General features: G+C 50.7%; 19 protein-coding genes, 5 tRNA genes and 1 pseudogene. 12 read left to right on the top strand and 13 right to left on the bottom strand.

Annotation, left to right across the window (positions count from 1 at the left end):
• Positions 1–54: 54 nt before the first annotated feature.
• Positions 55–843 carry a hypothetical protein gene (locus HBUT_RS05910; RefSeq protein WP_011822288.1) on the top strand — a complete coding sequence of 263 codons (789 nt, stop codon included), beginning with the start codon at positions 55–57 and terminating at the stop codon, positions 841–843.
• A gap of 182 nt (positions 844–1025) precedes the next feature.
• On the opposite strand, the gene ahcY is transcribed toward HBUT_RS05910, so the two are convergent.
• From ahcY to HBUT_RS05890, 4 genes are all read right to left on the bottom strand, one after another.
• Positions 1026–2279: an adenosylhomocysteinase gene (gene ahcY, locus HBUT_RS05905; RefSeq protein WP_011822287.1), complete on the bottom strand. Its 1254-nt coding sequence runs from the start codon at positions 2277–2279 to the stop codon at positions 1026–1028.
• A 167-nt stretch (positions 2280–2446) separates the two neighbouring features.
• Positions 2447–2578 (bottom strand) — tRNA-Trp (locus HBUT_RS05900).
• Between the two features lie 96 nt (positions 2579–2674).
• A complete protein-coding gene (locus HBUT_RS05895; RefSeq protein WP_011822286.1) occupies positions 2675–3208 on the bottom strand; it encodes a hypothetical protein in 534 nt (177 codons plus the stop codon).
• 34 nt (positions 3209–3242) lie between these two features.
• A tRNA-Ile gene (locus tag HBUT_RS05890) sits at positions 3243–3319 on the bottom strand.
• Positions 3320–3585: 266 nt separating this feature from the next.
• Here HBUT_RS05890 and HBUT_RS05885 point away from each other — a divergent pair.
• A complete protein-coding gene (locus HBUT_RS05885) occupies positions 3586–3774 on the top strand; it encodes a chromatin protein Cren7 (RefSeq protein WP_011822285.1) in 189 nt (62 codons plus the stop codon).
• A 157-nt stretch (positions 3775–3931) separates the two neighbouring features.
• Here HBUT_RS05885 and HBUT_RS05880 read toward each other — a convergent pair.
• Positions 3932–4007 (bottom strand) — tRNA-Asn (locus HBUT_RS05880).
• 357 nt (positions 4008–4364) lie between these two features.
• Here HBUT_RS05880 and HBUT_RS05875 point away from each other — a divergent pair.
• The 3 genes from HBUT_RS05875 (at position 4365) to HBUT_RS05865 (ending at position 7751) form a co-directional block, all read left to right on the top strand.
• Positions 4365–4559 carry a hypothetical protein gene (locus HBUT_RS05875; RefSeq protein WP_048061504.1) on the top strand — a complete coding sequence of 65 codons (195 nt, stop codon included), beginning with the start codon at positions 4365–4367 and terminating at the stop codon, positions 4557–4559.
• The gene (locus HBUT_RS05870; protein ID WP_153801401.1) at positions 4534–5379 is read left to right on the top strand and encodes a hypothetical protein; all 846 of its coding nucleotides are present in this window, start codon (positions 4534–4536) and stop codon (positions 5377–5379) included. The genes HBUT_RS05875 and HBUT_RS05870 overlap by 26 nt, the downstream gene beginning before the upstream one ends.
• 197 nt (positions 5380–5576) lie before the next feature.
• On the top strand, positions 5577–7751 hold the full coding sequence (locus HBUT_RS05865) for a hypothetical protein (protein WP_011822283.1): 2175 nt from the start codon (positions 5577–5579) through the stop codon (positions 7749–7751).
• On the opposite strand, the gene HBUT_RS05860 is transcribed toward HBUT_RS05865, so the two are convergent.
• Positions 7713–8894 (bottom strand): nicotinate phosphoribosyltransferase, encoded by a 1182-nt coding sequence (locus HBUT_RS05860; RefSeq protein ID WP_011822282.1) that lies wholly within the window; start codon positions 8892–8894, stop codon positions 7713–7715. The genes HBUT_RS05865 and HBUT_RS05860 overlap by 39 nt on opposite strands.
• A 4-nt stretch (positions 8895–8898) precedes the next feature.
• Positions 8899–9309 carry a secondary thiamine-phosphate synthase enzyme YjbQ gene (locus tag HBUT_RS05855; protein ID WP_011822281.1) on the bottom strand — a complete coding sequence of 137 codons (411 nt, stop codon included), beginning with the start codon at positions 9307–9309 and terminating at the stop codon, positions 8899–8901.
• A gap of 145 nt (positions 9310–9454) precedes the next feature.
• Between HBUT_RS05855 and HBUT_RS05850 the strand changes: the two genes are divergently transcribed.
• Together HBUT_RS05850 and HBUT_RS05845 are read left to right on the top strand one after the other, a co-directional pair.
• The gene (locus tag HBUT_RS05850) at positions 9455–9880 is read left to right on the top strand and encodes a thioredoxin family protein (RefSeq protein ID WP_011822280.1); all 426 of its coding nucleotides are present in this window, start codon (positions 9455–9457) and stop codon (positions 9878–9880) included.
• Between the two features lie 180 nt (positions 9881–10060).
• On the top strand, positions 10061–10918 hold the full coding sequence (locus HBUT_RS05845) for a BtpA family protein (RefSeq protein WP_011822279.1): 858 nt from the start codon (positions 10061–10063) through the stop codon (positions 10916–10918).
• A gap of 8 nt (positions 10919–10926) precedes the next feature.
• Here the strand turns inward: HBUT_RS05845 and gatC are convergent, their stop codons facing one another.
• The 3 genes from gatC to HBUT_RS05830 all read right to left on the bottom strand — a co-directional run bounded on the left by gatC (position 10927) and on the right by HBUT_RS05830 (position 12513).
• Positions 10927–11211: an Asp-tRNA(Asn)/Glu-tRNA(Gln) amidotransferase subunit GatC gene (gatC, locus tag HBUT_RS05840; protein ID WP_011822278.1), complete on the bottom strand. Its 285-nt coding sequence runs from the start codon at positions 11209–11211 to the stop codon at positions 10927–10929.
• Between the two features lie 20 nt (positions 11212–11231).
• Positions 11232–12233 (bottom strand): MBL fold metallo-hydrolase, encoded by a 1002-nt coding sequence (locus tag HBUT_RS05835; RefSeq protein WP_011822277.1) that lies wholly within the window; start codon positions 12231–12233, stop codon positions 11232–11234.
• 203 nt (positions 12234–12436) lie between these two features.
• Positions 12437–12513, bottom strand: a tRNA-Met gene (locus tag HBUT_RS05830).
• A gap of 205 nt (positions 12514–12718) precedes the next feature.
• On the opposite strand from HBUT_RS05830, the gene HBUT_RS05825 reads away from it, so the two are divergent.
• On the top strand, positions 12719–13075 hold the full coding sequence (locus HBUT_RS05825) for an MGMT family protein (protein ID WP_011822276.1): 357 nt from the start codon (positions 12719–12721) through the stop codon (positions 13073–13075).
• 339 nt (positions 13076–13414) lie between these two features.
• Positions 13415–14575 (top strand): 4-demethylwyosine synthase TYW1, encoded by a 1161-nt coding sequence (gene twy1, locus HBUT_RS05820; protein ID WP_011822275.1) that lies wholly within the window; start codon positions 13415–13417, stop codon positions 14573–14575.
• On the opposite strand, the gene HBUT_RS05815 is transcribed toward twy1, so the two are convergent.
• On the bottom strand, positions 14572–15303 hold the full coding sequence (locus HBUT_RS05815) for a DUF2208 domain-containing protein (protein ID WP_011822274.1): 732 nt from the start codon (positions 15301–15303) through the stop codon (positions 14572–14574). The two genes, twy1 and HBUT_RS05815, sit on opposite strands and share 4 nt — an antisense overlap.
• 455 nt (positions 15304–15758) lie before the next feature.
• Here HBUT_RS05815 and HBUT_RS05810 point away from each other — a divergent pair.
• From HBUT_RS05810 to gcvPB, 3 genes and pseudogenes are all read left to right on the top strand, one after another.
• Positions 15759–15865 (top strand) — tRNA-Thr (locus HBUT_RS05810).
• Between the two features lie 284 nt (positions 15866–16149).
• A pseudogene (gcvPA, locus tag HBUT_RS05805) lies at positions 16150–17488 on the top strand (aminomethyl-transferring glycine dehydrogenase subunit GcvPA).
• The gene (gcvPB, locus tag HBUT_RS05800; RefSeq protein ID WP_048061501.1) at positions 17478–19031 is read left to right on the top strand and encodes an aminomethyl-transferring glycine dehydrogenase subunit GcvPB; all 1554 of its coding nucleotides are present in this window, start codon (positions 17478–17480) and stop codon (positions 19029–19031) included. The pseudogene gcvPA and the gene gcvPB overlap by 11 nt, the downstream one beginning before the upstream one ends.
• On the opposite strand, the gene HBUT_RS05795 is transcribed toward gcvPB, so the two are convergent.
• Together HBUT_RS05795 and HBUT_RS05790 are read right to left on the bottom strand one after the other, a co-directional pair.
• A complete protein-coding gene (locus tag HBUT_RS05795; RefSeq protein ID WP_011822273.1) occupies positions 19020–19460 on the bottom strand; it encodes a YkgJ family cysteine cluster protein in 441 nt (146 codons plus the stop codon). The genes gcvPB and HBUT_RS05795 overlap by 12 nt on opposite strands.
• On the bottom strand, positions 19423–20340 hold the full coding sequence (locus HBUT_RS05790; RefSeq protein ID WP_011822272.1) for a carbohydrate kinase family protein: 918 nt from the start codon (positions 20338–20340) through the stop codon (positions 19423–19425). Before HBUT_RS05790 ends, HBUT_RS05795 begins: the two co-directional genes overlap by 38 nt.
• Positions 20341–20423 lie beyond the last annotated feature (83 nt).

The raw sequence follows: 20423 nt of genomic DNA, 5'->3' as shown, positions 1-20423 counted from the left end.
ATAGGAGTTACCAGCATAAATCATTCTACTTGAGTAGCAGTGTAGGTGGATAGTGTGGCACGCATAGTTGCCCTACGCCTTCCAGACGACATATACCGAGAACTTGAAAGGAAGGCTAGGCGGCTCGGCTACAGCCTAGTCTCTGACTATCTCCGCGACATAGTGTTCCGCGAGCTTGGGTACAAGGAGGAGAGTATAAGGGTTACACTAACTGATGTTGAGCGCATAGTTGAAGAGAAGCTTTCAAGGCTAGGCTCTGGACTTAATGTTGATAAACTCGTTGCTAGGCTTGAGAGGAGGCTGCAGGACCTAGTAAACCCGTGGACCGCTAAGGTAGACCAGTTGTCTGCAAGGCTTGCAGAGGTTATTGAGAGAATTGAACAACTCGAGGTTAGGATTAAGAGTGTAGAGGATGAGACACGATCGCTACGCGAAGCGCTGCAGAACCTTCAGCAGACTAGAATGGTTACCGAGCGCCGTGAACAAACAGTTGCTAGGCAACTACGCCGCCGCTCAGCTATTGAGAGGCTTAGAGAGCAGGGTGTAGTATTTGAGCACGAGGTGCAGTGGCTGCGGGATAGGGATGCATTCTTTGAAAGGTTACGCCGTGAAGGTGCAATAATACTTGATGTTGGAGGGGAAAGGGTTGCTGTTGACCCCGAATTCTGGGAAAACTTTAGGGATAAGGTTGAGAAGTTGCCTACTGCAAACGATGACGAGGTGAAACTGCTGCTTACAGAGCAGCAGTACGCCTTGTTCAAAAAGCTCAAGGAGGCTGGCCTCATATACTTTGACGCTACGAGGAGGACATGGAAGTTCGTGGGAGAAGTTGGTGGAAGGTAAAGGGCCTCAGAGCCAAGTCACTCCCCATCAATGCTATTAGAGGCGTCGGTCGCTGGCGTACTCTTCATAGGCATGTAGGGGGCTCCCGAGGGGCGAAACTCCTCATAGAGTTATAGTCTCTCGGCTCGGCTGTAAGGCGTCACAGCCCCCAAGTGGTTGGTTAGAGAGCATTGACAACAGCCTTATAGTTTCCAGCTCTCAAGGTATTGTTTCTGTTCTTCTGTCAGCTTGTCAATCTCTATGCCCATAGCTTTGAGCTTTAGTCTTGCTACCTCTTCGTCGATCTCTCTCGGTACATTGTATACTTTGGGTTCTAGCTTTCCACGGCTCTTGACGAGATATTCCACGGAGAGTGCTTGGTTTGCAAAGCTCATATCCATGACTTCGCTTGGGTGTCCCTCGGCAGCCACGAGGTTTACGAGCCTTCCCTCAGCTAGTAGGTATATCTTTCTTCCATCGGCTAGCGTGTACTCGGTTACGTAGGGTCTAACCTGCCTCTTCGAAACTGCTAGCTCCTCCAGGTCCGGCACCCATATCTCCACGTTGAAGTGGCCAGCATTGGCTAGTATCGCGCCATCCTTCATTACCTCGAAGTGTTCGCGACGGATAACCTTCTTGTTACCAGTGGCAGTTATGAATACATCGCCTATCTTTGCCGCCTCCTTCATTGGCATGACTTCGAAGCCATCCATTACTGCTTCGAGCGCCTTTATGGGGTCAACCTCTGTGACTATGACACGTGCACCCATGCCACGTGCACGTATAGCTATACCCCGTCCAACCCAGCCATAACCTGCAACGACGACCCTCTTGCCTGCAAGCAGTATGTTTGTAGCTCTCAGTATCCCGTCTATTGCGCTCTGGCCGGTACCGTAGCGGTTGTCGAACATCATTTTGGTTTTTGCATCATTGACCGCTATCGCGGGGTACTTTAGCACACCCTCCCTCTCCATAGCTCTAAGTCTTATGACGCCTGTTGTTGTCTCCTCCGTGCCGCCCCAAACCCTTGCAGCGATGTCAAGGTATTCCTTATGTAGTGTAGCGTGTAGGTCTCCTCCATCGTCTATGACTATGTTTGGCTCCCAGGATGCAATCCAGCGTATGCAGTCAAAATACTCGTCCTCACTCATGCCGCGCCAAGCACAGACCTCGATACCTTCCTCGCTTGCTAGTGCAGCAGCTACATCGTCCTGTGTGCTTAAAGGATTGCTAGCTGCAAGTCTTACTACAGCGCCGCCAGCAACAAGTGTGCGTACTAATGCAGCAGTCTCCTTGGTGACGTGTAGTACGGCTCCAACCCTGATACCGTTAAGTGGCTTCTCGGCAGCAAATCTTTCACGGATAAACTTGGCAACTACAGGCATATGCTTTTCTGCCCATTCGATCTGAAGCCTGCCCCTATCAGCAAGTTCGGGATGCTTTATCTTGCTAGCCACGCCTAGCCACCCAGCAGACACCGAAGAGGAAACCGCGGTACTTGAAGCCTCTTCTCCGACGCTCTAAAAGCAGTAAGCAATTGTAAACAATACAGAGGGAGGATTACGCTGTCGGATTCTGTGTGAGACAGGAGCTGACAACTAGGGAGTAGTGTGTTAGGGGTGCGTGGTGGGCCCGGGGGGATTTGAACCCCCGACCTCCGGGTCTCTCCCTCTCATCCCGTTTTCGACAGACCCGGCGCCTGGACCGGAGGTGCCGGTCTGGAGCCCGGCGCTCTGCCTGGCTGAGCTACGGGCCCACCCTATTCATCTCTGGGCCCACCACGCCGCTCATCCCCGCCCCGGTGGGCGGGTCTGCCGGGGGTTCATCCACGTGTGGAGGTTATGGTTGGGGGTTAATTACCTTGATATTCGCTGCAAGTTATTGGGCATATCGTGCTGGGGCATGATAGTAGTGCTAGGCTGCGCAATGCTAGTGATACCGTTTTAGCATGTACTCCCAGCTTTTCAGCTATCATGCGTATACAGTTCTTCATGTGCCAACATTGTGCAGCATCTAAGCCAGCATTCTCAAGCTCAGCTTGTACTCTGCAAGCCAGATTTATGGGTATTTGGTATGCACGTATACCCCTCGATCTAATATAGCTGAGTACAATAACTCCATTGCCGTATGCCACAAATTTATTACTCGACCTAGCGACAACCTCTATCCAATCGAGCATCTTGCGGCACGTAATGGTATAGCCGCACTCAGCCCTCTCAACGAGCCCACGTCTCGCTAGTGCCCACATAACCGATTTTGCAGTCTTTGCTGGCACTCCTAGCAGTTTCGCTAGATCCTGGACTAGGATACAATGCCTCGTATACGTGTAGAATAGTGGTGGAATTGTCCAGAGGAGATCATGCTGTAACCCACTATTGCAAACCAAGGATTCACCGCCTGTAGCCAGCTGAGGAGGAGGGTGGTGGGCCCGGGGGGATTTGAACCCCCGACCACCCGGTTATGAGCCGGGCGCTCTACCGGGCTGAGCTACGGGCCCGACACATCCATGTATTGTGGTAGGAAGTTAGGGTACTGGTGTTTATCAATTTAACGCTACCTGGCCCACATTCTAAGTGTACTACACTGAAGGGGGCTTTCGTGGAGGAAATGTTCTCGGATACGTGGTAGCACCCTGGCCATAACGAAATACCGTTATAGCGTATAGCAATAAGGTATTACGCCGATATGTTGTGGCAATATCGTCATACTATACCTAAGCCCACAACTACATTCCTGGAACAGCGAGCAGTGGGGTGTGTTGGGTTGGCGTGTGAGAAGCCTGTTAAGGTTCGTGACCCTACTACTGGTAAGGAGGTAGAGCTGGTACCAATCAAGGTGTGGCAGCTAGCACCCAGGGGTAGGAAGGGCGTCAAGATAGGCCTATTCAAGAGCCCCGAAACAGGCAAGTACTTCAGAGCCAAGGTACCAGACGACTACCCAATCTGCAGCTAAGCCTAGGGAGTGATGTAGATCTTCTTCTCCCCCAGTATTTTTTTCCCCACAAGCATTTTGGGTTGCTCCTCTTCCTTCTATCCATACCTCATGTTGATAATGTAGCCAGATGGGTTTGAGTTATTCGTGTTGGAGGATTGGGAGAGGGAAGGGATTGTGGCGCCGCCGGGTGGATTCGAACCACCGACCACCGGGTTAACAGCCCGGCGCTCTACCCGCTGAGCTACGGCGGCATCTGCACCGGCGGCCATGTTAGTCGGTTTCTAAGTGATATATGGGGGTTATCAACTTTATTCTGTTAGGATTGTGGTGTCTATGGGTTTTATCGGTGTGGTCACGTGTTGTAAGTGGCTGGGCTTGACTGTAGATGCAGGTGTTTTTGCTCATAGGCATTCTTAATTTTGATTGAGGGTTGCGGCGTTGTAGTGAACTGTATTGCTTGCTTTAGCCATATCCAGTAGTGTCATGTCCGTTCACTGTAGGTAGTACTATGTTCAACATGCTAGAGGGGGATTCGGAGCATAGCGTGTTTAAGGGGACAATTTTTAACTCCGGCCTCCATAGCTGTGTGTACGTGGAGTGGTGGGAGTATGCTGTTACCACCCCTGACTCTAGAAGCTAGGGTTCCAAGGAGGTTTAAGGAGCTGGCAGCTGCAGCTCAGGGTAAGCTTGGCGGCATTTCGGGTCTCATAGAGTTCTATAAGGACATGCTGGCAGGTGCTGCTGAGCCAGGCCAGGAGCCTAAGAGGATTAGCGATAATGTTGGCGGCCATTGTACGTGTTGAGATGCTAGGCGAGAAGTATGTTGCACTAAAGAACTTTGGTATGAACGACCTACTCTACTACCTAAGAATGTTACAGAGCTTCGGCCTGGTAAAGGTTATCGCGTATAGCGAGGCTCCAAGGAGGCTCAATGATGTTGCTCTGCAGAGGACCTTGCTGGGCGACCTGGTATTCAAGGCGGCCGGCAGACCTGAAGCAGCAACAATGCTCGGCTTCTACATGGGCGTAGTATTTGACACACCTGCACGCCACGTACTATTCGTTGGAAGCAACGCAGAGAGCATTATAGACATAGCTCTTGACGAGAAGTTCAAGAAGGCTTACGCCTACAACATGGTGCTTAGCGGGCAGGTACTGCTTAGGGCCACAGCTGAGCAAATGCTTGCTGGAGGCAGGGGTCGGCCATGGTATGAGCCATTTAGCGATCTAAGCGGCATAGTTGCCCTACTTGGTGCACTACAAGTTGCTAAGATAAGGCCATCGCCAGACAAAATCTTAGGCATTAGGATCCTAAGCAAGATAAAGAAGCAGGTACTAAAGCTAGTCGACCCGTACGGCGACTACATGCTCGCTCGCGGCACGCTAGTACTCGAGCTGGACCACATAATTAATGAGAGGAAGGAGGACCCACTAACCGGGCTAAAGTACGACAAGCTTGGTGTTGGCGCTAATGATGTAAGCTGGTTCCGCGGCAAGATACCAAGCAGAGCCTATACAGCGCTCGAGGCAGTAGTGAAGTCCGTCAAGGAGAAGCGCGAAGAGATACAAAAGGAGTTCAACGAGCTATTCAACCTAACATTTGGCTTCACAAAGCAGGGCTAACCAAGGCAATAATAGCTCCATACGCTAATTACTTGTTTTTGTTTTTTAAACAAGCAACCTGTATTTCCTTCAACTTTAGCCTCATCACGGCAACCTAGTTGCCCCCCAGCTTACTGTATTCAATGTGTATAGTTTCGCTCAACACAGATACTTAGTGCTCTCCTATGTGTTGCGTGACTAGGGTACACTCGGTGATTTTGCGCAGGTTTGCTAGGTTTAGAACCGACATTAAGCTACGTAGTATTATACCTCTAGCTGGTAGCTATGCCAGGGCATTTAGGGAAAAGCAGTATGTTGTGAGCAAGATTGGGCCATCTCTCTTCTTGGAGGTGTTTGAAAGTAATGATAGCGTAGCGGTTATACCATTACCCGTCGAGGCTGGAATGGAGGGCAGCTTAGCTTACATAGGCTCAGCTGGGTTGACAGAGCTACGCTTTGACGAGTTTTTATCGCCTGTTGGGAAGTGCCGAATAAGCATGGGGGGTTCTAAGAGTAGTATTGTACGTGGTATACATGTTGTAGTAGCTATGTCACGTCGCATCCTCGGTGGCGAGTTATACGTCTATAACCGTGGGTTTAATTGTGACATCTTTGATAATATTAGGTTTTCAAAGGTTATAGGTAGTGTTAGGAGTCCGTGGCTTCTCTCAATTGTTTACCGTCGAGGAAATGACACATATATGCTCTTTGACTCGCTGATAACGTATACTCACATTAAGCTCCGGAGGCAACCCAAGAAGATTTCCGAGGGGCTTGGCGTAGTTGTGCTATATTATAATGAGTATATGACTATTGTTAGTCCTGTGGGTAGTGTTGTGGAACTGCCTGCATCAAATGATAACTTAAGACCGATAGGATATAGCGGTGAGGGCTATGTGTATCTCTACGACGTTTCAAGCAGGATGCTATACATGGTCGATAGTGGTGGTCTTGTAGAGCCAGCTGCATCATGTAGAGATATAAAGTATTTCTTAACAGTTAAAGGTCATGGAGTAGTTGTATGTGACGGGATAAAAGTGTTTGGTGTGGATAATGAGAGGCTTGCCATGAAACTTCTAGGACTACTCAGTAGTAACAATACACTAGTTGTACATCCCTATATAATTCATGTAGATGATAATGACAAGCTTGTCATAGCCGAGGCTGCAAATGGTACTGAATCATATATAGTCATTGATTTCGACGGATACACTAGCTACCTTACCACTAGGCATGATATATTAACTAGGCTTTCTGTTGAGGATGGAGCAGAAGTCATAGACTGCTGTATGTCTGGCCCACGCATTAAAACCGCCCGCTATCTTAGAATTGAGGGCGGCTGCTTTTTCCTCAGTGATGGGCGTTGCGTTAGTGGGCTTGTTGAAGTTGTTATTGAAGATTATCCCTTGATACGTGGTGATAGCGGTGTTGGGCCATTACCTTTGCTTTGTAGTAACAGTTTATGCGTTAAGCCTATACGGTATGAGGCTTCCGGTACAACGCTAAGAACGTATTTTCCGGCTAACCATAATCTCCAATCCAGCTCTACACTCGTTATCGGTGACGTTGAAGCTAGGCTTAATATACTAAAACATGTAAAGCTTGAGGTTAAGCCTAGAGTGGTAAGGGTAAGGCCTATAGATGTAGGGGTATGTGAGGCTAAAGTAAGCTATAGGCTTTCTGGGTTTAGTAGCTCTGTTAGGGTAGACGTTCTCCCGCCAAGCTGTGCTATATTGTTGCGCGAGCATAGGTTGACAAGGGATGATAACGGGTATGAGTTATCGCTAACGATCCGCTGGAACCGCAATTCCAGTTTAGCGGGAGGGGCTAGTATATGTGCAATTCCGCTGTTGCTTAAGGCTTGGGATATACCTGTACCAATATTAGTGGAGCAGAAATTTACTGAGCCACACTACGCTAAGCTAGCACGCGTTGAGGTCTACACGGATAATTCTGCTGAGCTTCTCAAGGCTGTTGCCGTCGACGACGGATATATCGTTGCGAGAATTAACGATGAGACATTTATTGTTAAGGGGCAGCTCGCGATAAGACTTCCGTCAGGCAATATAGCTCTTAGTTTGGAGCATGCAGGGGGCGTTGAGACTTATAGGTTCAAAATACCAGCTAACCCGGCCATCAATGTAAGTGTTAGGGACGACAAAATAATAATTGAATGTATAGACTATTGCCTATATTCATGTGGCCTCAAGGCAGGAGGTAGTAGGCACTTCACCATAAATATTGAGGACCTAACGTACTGTAATGTTGTGACATATACTTCGCGTGGAAGAAAAACCTACAGTGCAGCAGAGATAGTGGAGGCTATACTTCGCCTAGCGGTGCGCTCGGCAAGTCTACTGGCTAAAAGCTCTAAGCTGCTCAAGCACGTATGACCTTATATCATGGACTGTTGGAAGCTCCTTGATGATTTCTCCGTTCTCCATAACCTTTTCTAGCAGAGGTTTAGGCTTACTGCCGTCAGGACAGCTTGGTGGCTTGGCATCCCATGGTACAATGTAGTCTTCGAGTAGTCTACACCTATACACTTGCTTAAATCCTGGCAGCTTGCCACGCTTAGCTATGGGTTCCCATTTATCTCCACGCCGTACCTCAACAATATCCATACTTATGTCTATGCTCGGTGGAAACGCTATTGAGGTTCCGACACCAAACCCATCAACGATATCCCTTAGCTCTCTCACCTCATCCTCGTCTAGGCCGCCGCTAACAAATATCTTGACATGCCTAAATCCGTTAATGTCTAGTGTCCATCTAACCTCTTGAACTATCTTTCTCATATTGCCCCTTCTACTACTTGGCGTATCAAGCCTAACCCCATACAGTCTGGAGCCTAGAGCCTTAGCAGCCATTAACGCCTCTACGCGTTCATCGTAGAAAGTATCTGTAAGCGCTATCCGCGGCACAGTTTCATCAACAACTTCGTCAAAGGCTTTCCATGCTTTAACCTGGTCACCGAACACTATTATCAATGCATGAGGCATAGTGCCTGTAGGCTTTACTCCAAGGAACCGCTCGGACATAATGCCCGAAACACCGTCACAGCCACCTATATACGCGGCTCTATCAGCCATTGGTGCTATTGCGGGATGGAGCGCTCTAAGGCCGAAGAACAATACCGTCCTATCGCCGGCTGCAAGTCGTATTCTTGCAGCCTTAGTGGCGATACTCGTTTCGTGCCTTAAAACACCGAGGATAGCTGTTTCAAGCTCAGCAAACTCACAGTAAGGCCCCTCAATAACCATGAGAGGTTCCATAGGTTTAAAGAGTGTTCCCTCGGGCATTGCATAGACGTTGACGCGTCTCCCCCTAAGAATTGCGAGAGCCTCCTCTAGCCCTGCAAAAACTGCCCATTCATATCCTCTTGGCAGACTATAAGCATGTAATTCCGCACGAACGTATGTATCACAGAGCCCCTTAGCAGCAAGTACCTGCCTAGTCCTAACAAAGTAAATATCTGTAACAGCACCACTCCGAATAGAGTCCGCATCAGCAATATACAGCTGAGGCTCCTTCAACTTGCTACTCACCCATAACCTCAACAATAATCCTTCTACTCCGAGGTCCGTCAAGCTCAAGCAGTAAAATACTCTGCCATGTACCCCTCACAAGCCTACCTCCGGCAACCGGGAAGCAGCGCGAAGGACCAATAAGAGCAGAGGCAAGATGTGCATGGGCATTATTATCGATAGTATTATGTTTCCACGGATAGTCCGGTTTGAAAACCTGCCTAATTAGCTCAAGGTAGTCTTCGACGATCCTCGGCTCAAACTCGTTAGCTATAATTGCAGCAGTGGCATGTGGAACAAATACTAGTGCAATACCGTTACTTATGCCCGACTCCTTAACAACCTTCTCAACCTTTTCAGTAATATCGATGACCTGGAGACGTTCGGAGCTGCGAACAGTGAACTCTTTTACAAAAACCCTCAAGGGAAGAGGCACCCCCACGTAGACAGTTATGCGTAGCTGGAAAATAAGCTGGAAGCCACGGGTAGACAAGCGCTATAGTTGTCCTGGCTAAAACCGATTTAAGGGCATTACAAATCAGCGGTATTAAGCAGGGCTGGTGGTAGGATTGAGCAACGACATAGTAAGAGAGCTGAGAAGCCTAATCGAGAAAAAGGTTAACGAGCTAGACAAGGAACTCGGTGACCCTCTAATTTACCTAAACAAGGACAACTTCGATGAAGTCCTCAAAAATTACAAGGTTGTAGTCGTAGAGTTCTCGGCACCCTGGTGCAACCCTTGCAAAGCCTATACACCTGTATTCAAACGGGTAGCTCGCCGCCTCGCGGACCCTGAAAAGGGCATAGTCTTTGCATACCTAGACACGGACGAAGCTCCTGACATAGCCGATAGATATTCCGTGGACAATATACCAACAACAATAATATTCGTAAACGGTCACGTAGCAGATGTCATACTCGGCGTAACCCAGGAATCCAAGCTAACAGAGAGAGTACAGAACATAGTCAAGGAATTACTACGCGGTGAGAAATAGCCGCTTGCTTAGGAATAGTTGTTTCGGCAAAGGGGGAGGCTACGTCATCCCATACGCCGGTCCTTTCGGGGACAGCGACTCCACACCCATCAGGGAAGCAGGATTTTAGGCTAGCACCCATATGCTTAACCCCTATCCGGAACAATCTGCAGTGATGAGTAAAGGCCGAGGACTGATACCGTGAGGAAAGAGGATGGCGCTGAGCTGCTTGTAATCCCTCTCCTGGGCTATAAGCCGCTCATAGGTATGATACATTTACCGCCAACACCGAGTTACGTGAAGGACCGCGTAGACATTGACAGGCTAGTAGACTACGCCTTATGGGAAGCTGGCAAGTTAGCGGACGCCGGATTTAACGCGGTTATAATTGAAAACTATGGTGACCATCCTTACACAGTAACAGCGCCAAGCCTTAGCGTGTTAGCCATTGCGCGGATAGCAGCAGAAGTAGCCAGAACCTATAGTGGTAAGCTACGAGTAGGCATTAACATTCTCCGCAATGCTGCCCCACAAGCTCTAGAAGCAGCACTAGTTTCTGGTGCTAGTTTTATACGAGTGAACAGCTATTGCGAGCTACGAGTATCGATGGAGGGTATCCTAACGCCAGCAGCATATATTATTGAAAGAATCCGCGAGGAGCTCAGAGCTCCTGTACTCGTATTTGCAGATGTTGATGTTAAGCATTCAGCCCCACTGGCAACAGCTAGCCTAGAGCAAATCCTGCATGACTGTGCTAGACGAGGCAGGCCTGACGCCATAATCGTATCTGGGTCTGCAACGGGCGAGCCACCAAGCCCAGGCTATGTGGCGTCAATAAAGGCCATGGTACCCTACAAGCCGATTATAATTGGAAGTGGCATAAGCATAGATAACATTATGGCCTATTGGAGAGTCGCAGATGGGTTCATAGTTGGAACATCAATAAAACTTAATGGTAAAACGTTAAACCCCGTAGATGAGCGGAGGGCTCGCCAGCTTGCAGAACTTGTGAACGAACTGCGCGTGAAGGACTACCAAAAGCTAGGGCTAAAGGTTTAGAAAACGTCTTACTCTTCAACAGTGCGAGGAGCAACTATGTAACCTTCCTGGCTCTTTGCAGCATTGGCTAGGACTCTTTCTCTGTCAAGGTGTATGCTTGGCTTATCGCTGCGCAGCAAACCTTCTTTATCAAGCGCATGGTATAGGGGCTCTACGTCTTCTACAGGTGCTTCTAGAAGTTTGTTGATGAGCTTCATAGCGCTATTTACGAGTCTCTTGAACAGCTCGACCTCTTCGTCGCTAAGCTGTATACGGGCAAGCCAGGCCACATGCTTTACATCAACATCGCCCAACACAGTCCAACCCCGCCACCTTAGGGTACAGCTAGAGCGGGTATATTCAGCCTCCTTGAAACATAGAGTGCAAATACTCTAGCAGCCCGTCCGCCCCGGTACGAGTCTACAAGTAACAGCTTAGGCTTAGCTTCTTTAACATATTCGACTAGCTGGCTGAAATCGGCATGGTCGCTAAACGATACAATAAGCCTATTTGTGCTCAGCCTCTTGTACGGCTCGCTAAATTCCCAACCTGTAAGCAGTATGTGTACAGCATCCCTACCGTTACTGTGGCGCCATCCGTTATAGTGGCTAAACCTGATATACCATCGGCTACGCTTAACCTCCCACCCCTCTCTTGAACTTTCCAAAACAACATCGCCTATACGGTAGCCATGCTTCTCGAGAACGCGAAGTACGCGGTAGTGTCTCACCCCTACAAGGTAGGGTGCGTCAACTCCCATCTCGCGAAGCAGAAGCATAACTTCCTCGATTTTTCCATTATAGGCGTAGATGTGGACGGGGCTCCCCTTTCTCAGTTCATCGAGTACAATATCGGCGAGCAAGTAATCGATTTCCTCCTGCCACGGTCTAACCCATTCTGGAAGCCCATAAGTAGCATCTATGACAAGCACATCCAGGCCTCTGAGTATATCTGTACCAGGCAGTTTGAAGTCACCAGTATATCCCGCTGAGAACTCGCTAGACTCAAAGACCACAGATGCAGAGCCAGGAATATGCCTGGCCCTAACAAGCCTAAGCACGCCATCGTCGACCTGGACCTTCATACCTATAGGCATGGGTAGCTTCTTATGCTCAGGTATTCGGTGTCCAAGCGCCCCAAGAAGATCTAGTGTAAGTGGTGTTGCAGCGATAAACTCGGCATAACGTATACTACGACTCAGGTCTAACAAGTGATCACTATGAATATGTGTTACGACCCTAACAATAGCACCATCAGCGTAGCCGTCAACACTAATACTTTTTGAAAGGATGATAGCGCCTCTATCCGTTACTGTAACGCCAAAACTCTGTTGCACGGCACAGCGACCCAGGCTAGAAGCAGTAAAGGGTAGTATTACAGTTAAGGCTTAGCACGTATCCAAACCTCTTAACCAAGATCATGCACTCGTGTTGGTATGTATAACGGCCGTGTACAACCCGGAAGCTGTAGAGAGGTGCAGCCGCTAGGAGGAGAGGACGGAGAAGGTAGTGGCGGCGGGGGCCCGCGGCTTGCGGGCTGTGGTAGCGGGGGGTGGATTTGAACCACCGACCTCGGGGTTATGAGCCCCGCGGGCTACCAGGCTACCCTACCCCGCTATGCTACCCCGCCACCCAGGTGCTCCGTGACGTAACATTATCATGTGATATTAGCCCCTTATTAGGGTTTCGCTTAGAGGTGTGCTTATCGGTGATTTCTATGGCTAGCATAGCTATATTCACGGGCGGTAAGTAGTTAATATATAATATGTGGGGGTGACTGGCCTCCCCGTCAGACTGAATGTTCTTGTATGGTGATGACTGGGTGAGCTGGAAGGACCCCCGTAGCCTTCGCGACATAGTCTACGTGTTATTGTCGGCTGTGCCGCTGGGGTATACCGTTACGTACTCGGTGCTGGCTAGACTGGCCGGCACGTCGCCTAGAGCGATAGGGGTGTTCATGAGGCAAAACCGTGACCTGATAGTTGTCCCGTGTCATCGCGTAGTGAGTGTTAGAGGGCTTGGAGGTTACAGTAGAGGGCTCAGTTTTAAGGAGAAGCTCCTAAGGCTCGAGGGAGCCCTTAGCAGTGATGGTGGAGTATTGAGGCGCATCACCAGCGTAGAGGACTACTGGAGAGTGTTAGAGGAGCAAGGCTATACGTGTTGTAGTATTGATGTTTAGGAATGTTTAGGGAGAGACTGGCCTCAGCCCACAGGGAACTCATCACGCTGCTCATTGGCCTCAGCTAGGTGTTAGCTCAGCATATCCAATGATGAGGATCTTTGGGGCCGAGCTAAATCCCCTGCGTGTGGAGATGAGCGGAGCGCTGAGGAACACGTGTGGAGGTTCGGCCCTGGCCACTCTCCCCACACGGGCCGCTGCACCCGTCGGGTTAAGGGTGTGCTCCACATCCCCGCGTCGTTAATGTAATAGGTAGAGTGACACTAAGTAGGTTATGGGTATTGTTTAAACCTTATTAACTAGCCTATGCTGCTAATCACTCCGAGGGCCGGCAGGGTAATGAGTAGCTCTACGCTAGCAGAGTTCAGGCCTAGGACAGTTAGGGGTAAGCGCTGGAAGTACAGGATAGAGGACTTTCCCGAGCCCTACCGGACACTGTACCGGATACTCCAGAAGCAAGGCTACATCATTATAGGCAGGCATAGCGTATACAAGAAGTGTCACTGGACGCACGCGGCGCTTGTAGAGGAGAGGTTCTGCTATAAGTGCCGGTTCTACGGCATAGAGAGCCACCGTTGCATCCAGATGAGCCCATCGGCGCTCTGGTGCTGGAATGCCTGCATGCACTGCTGGAGGCTAAGGCCTACCGACACCATGAGATGGGATGACACAAAGATACCGTGGGTTGACGACCCAGATCTAATAGTCGAGGGCAGCATTGAGGCCCACCGAGAAGCCCTCATGGGCTACCGTGGCCACCCACGAATGGATGAGCGAATGAAGAAGAGGCTCGAGGAAGCAATGAACCCCGCCCATGTAGCGATAAGTCTGACGGGTGAACCCACACTCTATCCGAGGCTAGGCGAGCTGATAAAGGAGTACCACAAGAGAGGACTAACAACGTTCCTCGTAACTCGCGGAATAAGGCCGGATGTTCTCGCTAATCTAGAGGAGGAGCCTACACAGCTCTATGTGAGCCTCGAGGCCTGGGATAAGAAGAGCTTCAACTACTTCAACAAGCCGCTGGTTCCTAGGGGGTGGGAGTTGACACTCAAGACGCTAGAGCTACTACCATCATTCTCAAGTATGACTGTTATAAGGTTCACGTTGGTAAAGAGTTTCAACATGCATGATGAAGCACTAAAGGCTTGGGCTAAACTCGTAGAGATCTCTCAGCCAACCTACATAGAGTTCAAGTCATACATGCATGTTGGTGCTGCGCGGCAGAGACTCTCGGCAAGCGATATGGCTAAGCATCTGGAGGTATTCATGTTTGCGAAGAAGTTCGCAGACATGACCGGATATAGGATAGTATCGCAGCAGATCGAAAGCAGGGTGGTCCTCCTCTCAAGGCTCGACAAGCCCGTCCGTGTCGGCAAGGGTTGCAAGGAGGGGTGGGAGCGAGAGAAAGTACGCGTAGAGCAGTTGCTCGAACTCCTTGAGCGCAAGAAGGACATAGACGAAACTGAATATAGAATGGTACTGGAGCAGAAAATCTAGCCTGAACCCCCCGTTTTAGCTCCACGAAGCCCAAGCCTCTGAATAAGCTCGTAGACCCTCCTAGCCTTCCTCGTATAGAGCCTCAGCCTACTCCCTCCAGGAAACACTATCTCAACACAGTTTCTCTTCTCGTCAAGCTTTACCTCGGTACCCTCCGGCAGGGGGAAACCAATAACACCACCCATAGAGCCCTTCAGCAGTATACCCTTCTCAGTCACCACAAAGCCCCTAGGCACCATGGGGGGTTGCTTGGCTTGCCTTACAACCCTCCGGGACACCATGCTGATAAGGAACATTGTCTCAAATGCTGCAAACCACACGACAAAGCCTGCCAGCGTCTCGCTAAGCCCGGCTCCCTGTAGCGCTGAAATAAGCGAGCTATAGTTTCGTCGAACCAGTTCGAATATCGTAATGTAGATTGGAAGGAAGAGGAATGTCATTATAGCAGTCTTTGCTTGGCCGGTAAGCTGTCGAACAAGCTCTTCATCCTCTACAGCTATCTGGAACGAGTTATCCTCGCGAAATAGCTGTCTTGCCGCTTCAACCTCCTCCCGTGGTATCCTTGCACCCTTCATTCTTCTCTTCGAGGTATACATGGAAAATGCCATAATCGCTACGAAGTATATAAGGAACACTAGCATATAGTATTGGGGTGCAATAGCCAGAACCATCGCCAGTATAACGAAGTACACCTGGCTAACGAGCATCATAGACCTGGTGTCGAGCACGTCCGCACACCCTCACTAGCCACCCTAGCGCCCTAGTAGTAACGCCTAATATTACTCTACACTGGCATAAGGCTAGGCTGGGCTCCACCCCAGCTAGAGCCCGTCATGTAACTTGTCTTGGGCGGTGATGTGGAGAGCCGGGCCGAGCATGTGTCGTGGATGAGCAGGAACCCGGATTCACCGACACGCCATGACAGTCGATGGGGAGGGCGTCCTACGGCGACACATGTATATAGGCTGTGAGGAGAAGGCTGAGCGCTGAGCCCTCCTTCCGAGACCCTGCAAGCTCTCCTCTACATGGAGGCATTGGGGGCCTCAGCCTGGACGGGCTATAGCATCCCCCTGAGGATGGGGCTATGCTAGGCCTGCGTGATACATCACCGGCCCAACCACCTAGAGTAAATCATTATAAGGGGGTGATACAAGCTTATCCATAACAACACGGCAAAACATGTGCCGCCGTAGCTCAGCTGGCAGAGCACCGGCCTCGTAAGCCCGCCTGGTGTCCCGCGGGTTCCGAGGGAGCCGGGGGTCCCGGGTTCAAATCCCGGCGGCGGCTCCATAATTCTGCGGGCCTTTCCACTCCTACACTCACACTAGTTCTTTCGCTTCGCTGTAACAATAATGATCGGTGATGTAGGTTGTGCTATGTGTCGTGGGGCTCAGCTACCCCAGGGTTAATGCATCACCGTATCAGTAGGCATGACTTTCCTCACAGCCCCTCCGGGTAGCAGGTCTGGAAGAATATTGGCTTAATACTGGTATTCTGTAGCTATAAACATCGGAGGCTTGGCCCCCTTGGTATTGCCATGGGCTCCAGCTGCCAATAGGCGTGATAGGGAGGAGATGCTCAAGCGTATAGGTGTTAGCGATCCCCTAGAGCTGTATAGTGATGTGCCAAGCCAGCTCATCCTAAAGGAGCCGCCAAGAGTCGGATTTGGCAGAGTTCTATCCGAGTGGGAGATACGGAGGATTATGGAGGAGAAATTGCAGAGAAACACCATCTATACGAGTCCACCGCCATTCCTCGGGGGTGGTGTGTGCTTCCATACAATCCCAGCAGCTGTGAATGCTATTATATCACGGTCAGAGTTCTACACAGCGTACACTCCATATCAGCCTGAGATAAATCAGGGTCTTCTCCAGGTATTCTTCGAGTATCAGAGTCTCATAGCAGACCTCTACGAGATGGATGTAGTTAATGCGTCGCTCTACGACTGGAGCACTGCTGCAGCAGAAGCAGTTCTAATGGCACTACGAGTCAAGAGAGGGCGCCGCAAAGTAGTTGTGAGCGGCGCCGTGCATCCAGAAAGACTTGAGACTATAAGGACGTGGCTTATCGGTAAGGATGTCAGGCTTGTTAAGGTGTCGGTAGACAGCGAGACCGGAACGACAAGTGTGGAGGAGCTGGAGAAGCTTGTAGACGCTGAGACGGCAGCAGTTTACATAGAGACACCCAACTTTTTACGGGATAGTCGAGGAGGCAAAGACTGTAGCCGATATAGCACATCGACATGGAGCCCTCTTCATTGTGGGCTCGGACCCGCTGAGTCTCGGGATACTCGAGCCTCCGGGAAGGTATGGGGCAGACATAGCTGTTGGTGATGGGCAGCCACTGGGCTTAGGCCTAAACTACGGCGGCCCGTATCTCGGCATATTCGCGGTAAGATGGGATAGACAGCTGGTACGTCAGCTCCCAGGCAGGCTCATAGGGCTAACAAGGACACTCGATGGCGAGGATTACGGGTTTGTGATGATACTACAGACTAGGGAGCAGCACATACGCAGAGAGAAGGCAACATCCAACATAACAACCAACGAGGCACTAATGGCTCTTGCAGCTGCGGCGTACCTCACACTCCTCGGCGGCGAGGGGCTACAAAAACTGGCGAGGAGTATATGGCTGAGAAGCCACTATGCAGCTAAGAGGCTAGGCGAGCTATCCGGAGTAGAGGCCCCCGCCTTCACTGGCAAGTTCTTCAAAGAGTTTACGGTGAGGTTCCCAAGACCTTACAGGGAGATCCACAGCAAGCTACTCGAACGCGGCATCATGGGAGGCCTAGACCTATCTGCTAGAGGATTCCACAGCGATGAGCATCTTGCACTTTTCTGCGTAACCGAGGCACATAGCCGTAGAGACATAGACAGACTCGTGGAGGCTGTGGGTGAGATACTTGCAGCTTAGACGTGGTTGGAGGCAGGCGCGCTGGGAGGAACCACTTGTATACGAGCTAGGCTCGCCCAGCAATACCGGCTATATAGTACCCTACAGCAGTGACGACAAGGAGATCATGGAGTATCTCGGTACAACCCCGGAAGAGGATCTCGGAGAATACTATCGTAGGGAGCTGCCGGGGATACCAGGCCTAAGCGAGGTAGAGACTGTAAGACACTTTACCAGGCTAAGCCAGATGAGCTACGGTGTAGATGTCGGCCCAGTGCCCTTAGGCTCCTGCACAATGAAGTATAATCCCAAGATAAGCGAGGAAATAGCATCAGACCCTAGGATAAAGCTCCTACATCCATACCAGGACGAAGAGACCGTACAAGGCCTCCTAGAGATCCTCTACGAGCTAGAGCGCTGGCTGGCAGAGATAACCGGCATGGATCGATGCAGTCTACAAACACCAGCGGGTGCGGCTGGGGAGCTAGCTGGTGCACTCATGATACGCAAGTACTTCCTCGACCGGGGAGAAACCCGTGATGAGATGCTAGTGCCAGACTCGGCTCACGGTACAAACCCCGCAAGCGCAGCGATGGCGGGCTTCAAAGTCGTCAAGATACCCACGTCGGAACATGGCACAGTGGATCTTGAGGCTGTCAGGACAGTATTGTCTGAGAGGACTGCAGGTATAATGCTTACAAATCCTAATACCCTTGGCATCTTCGAGGATCGTATCCTCGAGCTAGCAGACTTGCTCCACTCAAAGGGCGCACTACTATACTATGATGGTGCAAACCTCAACGGGATAATGGGTATTGTCCGGCCCGGCGACATGGGCTTCGACGTAGTCCACTTAAACATCCACAAGACCTTCTCAGCCCCCCACGGCGGTGGGGGTCCAGGCGCGGGCGTGGTGTGTGCCAAGGGAGAGCTTGTAGACTATCTCCCGAGGCCCCTCATAGAAAAGCGTAGAGGAAAGTACTACTGGGATTATAGTTGTGAACGTTGTATAGGCCGCGTGAGGGCCTTCTACGGCAACATAATCCCACTAGTCAAGGCTTACGTATACATAGCAATGCTGGGTGGCGAAGGGCTAAGGGAGACAGCAATACAGAGCGTCATAAATACAAACTACTTCATAGCCCTCATGAAGGATGTCCGTGGTTACGAACTACCCTACGATCCTAACCGGCCGCGGAAGCACGAGCTGGTACTCTCAGCAAAGCCGCTAAAGAGAGACACGGGTGTCACAGCAGAGGACGTAGCTAAGGCCCTTCTAGACCATGGGCTCCACGCTCCAACAATATACTTCCCCTTAATAGTAGAGGAGGCGTTAATGATAGAATTTACCGAGTCCGAGCCACGTAGGGAAATCGAGAGATATGCAGAGGCATTACGGAAGATAGCGGAGAAAGCCTATGAGAACCCCGAGGAGGTAAAGAGGGCTCCGAGAAATACTAGCGTCACAAGGCTAGACACGATCTATGCTAACCATCCACGCACGGTTACTCCTACATACCGTGTATTAAGGCGGCGGCAGAGGGGCGAAAAGCTAGTCCTCTAGCTCTCCATAGATCTCCCTTACGAGTCTCACCAATTGCCTTTCAAACTTTTTCACAACATGCCTCGGAACCGCGTGGGCTAGAGGGCATTCCAGATCCACAGCGACACCCTCGCCAGGCACATAGACCAGGGGATACAGCCTGCAGCCGAGAGGACGATGCTCATAGATCTTACACCTACCCGTTCCAGGATCTAAGAAAATGCAGTGGCCGTCAATGTTCCTCAGTCTCGGAACCCCGTCGGGCCCGACTACAATGAAGTAGCTGCGGGGATAGCCGAGCATCTCAATTCTCTCTATATCCTCCCTTGTGAGCGGCATCTCGGTATTATAGCAGCACTTCGCACAGTATCTGTCATCGGATAGTCTGCAGTTAAGCCTAAGCTCTGGCAGCCTAGGCGATCCTCCAGACCCTCGGCGGACGGCTAGCAATGATCTCTTCAACCTCCCTCCTTGAAGGGGCACTCTGGGCTCCACGTCTCGAAACCTTCACTCCCGCAGCTACGGAAGCATACTGTAGAGCCTCGGTAACACTGTAGCCGTCGGCCAGCGCGGAGTTGAAGTATGCGGCGAATACGTCACCAGCCCCTGTGGGATCAACAACAGCTCCATGCCTATACGCCTCTACACGATATACACCATCGGGAGTTGCAGCTAACGCGCCCTCAGCACCCAATTTCACGACAACGTAGCGGAGCTTTCCACCGAGGAGCCTTGCAACGCTATCCAGCTCACTTGTACCTGTTACGTACTCGTACTCTAGCTTGTTGAGATAGAGTATTGACACATGCCTCCTAGCAGCCTCAATGATGCCTGCACCTTCACTACGTGCAACCGAGGAGCCTGGGTCGTACGACACCAGCTCCGCCGAGGCGGCTGTAGAAGCATTGCTAAGCACGTTGGTGTCACGGCTAGCCACGTGGAGCACGTCACATCTACACCTAGCTTCGTTACCTGTAAGCATGTTATTGGCGCCGCGCAGCGCAAGCATGGTACGTTCGCCGTTGGGTGTAACGAGCACCACTACTATGCCCGGCAACTCACCTTCATGTATCCTTACAAGGCTGAGGCTGACTCCCTTCCCCCTAAGCGCGTCAAGGATGCCGAGCCGCTCAGCGAACACACTAGTATGTCCTACAAGTATTGCTTGATGCCCGTAGAGCCTGACCGCGACAGAGTAATTTGCAGCCGCGCCTCCAGGGCCTATGTAGGCTTCACGTGCTACAATGTTCTCGCCAGGCCTCGGCAGATCATCTACGACAAGGTATATGTCAACGTTGATGTTGCCTACAGCGGCGTGTACTACCACCATACTCGGCCCCACACCCCTGGGTACACTACGCGCTCTATAGACTGGTACCGGGCAGAGTTAATAAAGAGCCAAAACAAGCCGCG

This window comes from Hyperthermus butylicus DSM 5456 (assembly GCF_000015145.1).
Lineage (GTDB): Archaea > Thermoproteota > Thermoprotei_A > Sulfolobales > Pyrodictiaceae > Hyperthermus > Hyperthermus butylicus.
The sequence above is the reverse complement of the archived record's forward strand: the minus strand, read 5'-3'. Positions and strand labels throughout refer to the sequence as shown.

What these genes read in the sequence shown, in the direction of transcription:
- HBUT_RS05875 (WP_048061504.1), top strand. Translation starts at nt 4,365, where the DNA reads ATGCTGTTACCACCCCTGACTCTAGAAGCTAGGGTTCCAAGGAGGTTT.
- HBUT_RS05870 (WP_153801401.1), top strand. Translation starts at nt 4,534, where the DNA reads ATGTTGGCGGCCATTGTACGTGTTGAGATGCTAGGCGAGAAGTATGTT.
- twy1 (WP_011822275.1), top strand. Translation starts at nt 13,415, where the DNA reads ATGAGTAGCTCTACGCTAGCAGAGTTCAGGCCTAGGACAGTTAGGGGT.
- HBUT_RS05790 (WP_011822272.1), bottom strand. Translation starts at nt 20,340, where the DNA reads ATGGTGGTAGTACACGCCGCTGTAGGCAACATCAACGTTGACATATAC.